Below are 2,872 nucleotides of genomic sequence, written 5' to 3' on the forward strand. Positions count from 1 at the left end.
TATTTGTCTGGGCTGGTCATATATGACAACCCGGGCCTTTTCCTCCGGCGTCAGCAATGGCGGAGGTGAATAATGTTCCTACCCCAGATGTTCAGGGGCCGACAATACTCGGGTAATAGCTTCTGGGAAGCCATGCTGGGCGGGGTTCGTTCAAGCCAGAGCAAAACTGGCATCATAATCACGCCGGAAACCGCTCTTGGACTTTCAGCGGTCCGGGCCTGTGTCACCCTCCTGGCGGAGTCAGTCGCGCAGCTGCCGTGCGAACTCTACCGGCGGGATAAAAATGGCGGGCGCCAGCGTGCGACGGACCACCCGGTTTATGACCTGATTCACTCCCAGCCCAACAGGAAAGACACCTCATTCGAGTATTTCGAGCAGCAGCAGGGGTTGCTGGGGCTTGAGGGAAATTGCTACTCGATCATCGAACGGGACGGAAAAGGCTACCCGAAAGAGCTGATCCCCATTAACCCGAAAAAGGTCATTGTGCTGAAAGGGCCGGACGGTATGCCGTATTACGAACTCCCGGAAGTCGGTGAAATTCTGCCGATGCGCATGATGCACCATGTGAAGGTCTTTTCTCTGGATGGCTATATCGGCAGTTCCCCCATTCAGACGAACGCCGATGTCTTGGGGCTGAATCTGGCCGTTGAGGAGCATGCGGCAGCGACATTTCGGCGCGGGACAACGATGAGCGGGGTGATAGAGCGTCCGAAAGAGGCTGCGACCATTAAAAGCCAGGATGCTATTGATCGCCTGCTGGCGAAATGGACCGAACGCCATTCCGGTATTCACAATATGTTCTCTGTGGCACTGCTGCAGGAGGGCATGAGCTACAAACAACTGTCGCAGGATAACGAAAAGGCGCAGCTGCTACAGTCGCGGCAGTGGGGCGTGGAAGAGGTCTGCCGGCTCTATAAAATCCCGCCACATATGGTGCAGATGCTGGCGAAAGCGACCAACAACAACATCGAGCACCAGGGCCTGCAGTTCGTGATGTATACGCTGCTGGCCTGGCTGAAACGCCATGAGGGTGCGATGCAGCGCGATCTACTTCTGCCCAGCGAACGCCGCGATTTGTACATCGAGTTCAACGTTTCCGGGCTGCTGCGAGGCGACCAGAAGTCACGCTATGAATCGTATGCGCTGGGCCGCCAGTGGGGATGGCTATCCACTAACGATATCCGGCGTATGGAGAATCTACCGCCAATTGCTGGCGGGGACAAATACCTGACGCCGCTCAATATGGTCGACAGCGCGAAGATCCTTCCTGGCGATAAGTCGCCGACAGCAAAACAGCTGGCCGAAATAGAATCCCTTCTGGCCAGAGCCTGATTATTTCCCGCCGCGCGGGATGACCTGGAAGACAACATGACAACGAAATTAATTAACCTGCCGCACCTGGCAGATATGGTCTTTGGCGTGCCGCATTACGTGACGCGGCAAACAATGGACTCCGTGAAAGCGGTGCTCATCCCCCGTATTCAGGGGATCACCGAAGATGCCGTCATTCAGATGGCGCTGAATCCGGGTAAATCACCTGCAGCTGAGCAGGTTCAGCCCACCGGCGGGGTGGCAGTGATCCCCGTTCACGGCATTCTTGTTCCACGCCGGGGGCAGATTACGGCGATGTGCTCCGAGCTGACCAGCTACGAGCGGATCCGCGGGCAGCTGCAGGCGGCATTAAACGACCCCTCAATCAGCGAAATCGTTCTGGATATTAACTCCGGCGGCGGCGCAGCGGTGGGGTGCAAGGAGCTGGCCGATTACATTTATCAGTCTCGCGACACGAAACCCATCACGGCGATTGTGAACTACAGCGCGTATTCCGCCGCGTATTTCATCGCATCGGCCTGCAGCAAAATCATCGTCAGCCAGACCAGTGGCGTGGGGTCGATTGGTGTGATCATGGAGCACCTCGATACGTCGAAGATGGAAGAAAAAATGGGGCTGACGTTCACCACCATTTACCGGGGAGATAACAAAAATAACGGCACCCAACATGAACCACTGAGTGAAGAGTCGCTGGGTATGTTCCAGGGCATGATCGACGAAATGTACGAGACGTTTACGGGGTCGGTGGCCGAATATCGCGGCCTGAATCAGCAGGCCGTCATTGATACGCAGGCGGGGCTGTATTTTGGCCCTGGCGCTGTGTCCGCCGGCCTGGCGGATGAAGTCTCTGACCCCCAGGCGGCGATCAATGCTATCGCGGCAAAGTATCAGCAACCCCGTCAAAAAACCTCCATTGAGATGCAGGCAGCCGCGATGGATCTGCAAACCAAAATGTAACCCGGCGCAAACATAAACCGCGTCACCTTAAGCAGCCAGCAGGCTGCTTTTTTTATGTCTAAAAAGAGAGAAATAAAATGCCACATATTGAAGAATTGCGTCGTCAGCGTGCGGGTATCAACGAACAGGTTCAGGCCCTGGCAACCATTGACGCCAGCGGCAGCACGCTGACTGCGGAGCAGCTGACGGAGTTTGCGAACCTGCAGCAGCAGTTCACTGATATCAGCGCCAAAATTGAACGCCTGGAAGCCGCCGAACGTGCTGCGGCGCTGGTCGCAAAACCCGTGAAAGCGACTCAGCAGGCCCCCGGCATTATTGTTAAGCAGGAGCCGAAACAGTACACCGGTGCTGGCATGACCCGACTGGTTATGTCTGTCGCCGCAGGCGCAGGGAATCTGCAGGACGCGGCAAAATTCGCTTCAGAAGAGCTGAATGACCAGTCCGTATCGATGGCCATGTCCACCGCAGCGGCGTCCGGGGGTGTGCTTATTCCGCAGAACCTCCACAGTGAGGTGATCGAGCTACTGAGCGACCGAACCATCGTCCGCAAGCTGGGTGCCCGTCCCGTTCCGCTGCCTAACGG

The 2,872-nt window shown here is 56.5% G+C and carries 3 protein-coding genes; all 3 read left to right on the forward strand.

Annotated elements, in window-relative coordinates; all coding sequences use genetic code 11:
- Nucleotides 1-72: 72 nt before the first annotated feature.
- The gene (locus tag FQK12_RS00240; RefSeq protein WP_023279520.1) at nucleotides 73-1,332 is read left to right on the forward strand and encodes a phage portal protein; all 1,260 of its coding nucleotides are present in this window, start codon (nucleotides 73-75) and stop codon (nucleotides 1,330-1,332) included.
- 36 nt (nucleotides 1,333-1,368) lie between these two features.
- Nucleotides 1,369-2,289 (forward strand): S49 family peptidase, encoded by a 921-nt coding sequence (locus FQK12_RS00245; protein WP_014228906.1) that lies wholly within the window; start codon nucleotides 1,369-1,371, stop codon nucleotides 2,287-2,289.
- Nucleotides 2,290-2,366: 77 nt separating this feature from the next.
- On the forward strand, nucleotides 2,367-2,872 hold a 506-nt coding region (locus tag FQK12_RS00250), incomplete at its 3' end, for a phage major capsid protein (protein ID WP_146295625.1).

It is taken from the genome of Klebsiella sp. ME-303, assembly GCF_007910085.1.
GTDB lineage: Bacteria > Pseudomonadota > Gammaproteobacteria > Enterobacterales > Enterobacteriaceae > Klebsiella > Klebsiella michiganensis.

Coding starts and splice junctions, on each gene's coding strand:
- FQK12_RS00240 (WP_023279520.1), top strand. CDS start 73: ATGTTCCTACCCCAGATGTTCAGGGGCCGACAATACTCGGGTAATAGC.
- FQK12_RS00245 (WP_014228906.1), top strand. CDS start 1,369: ATGACAACGAAATTAATTAACCTGCCGCACCTGGCAGATATGGTCTTT.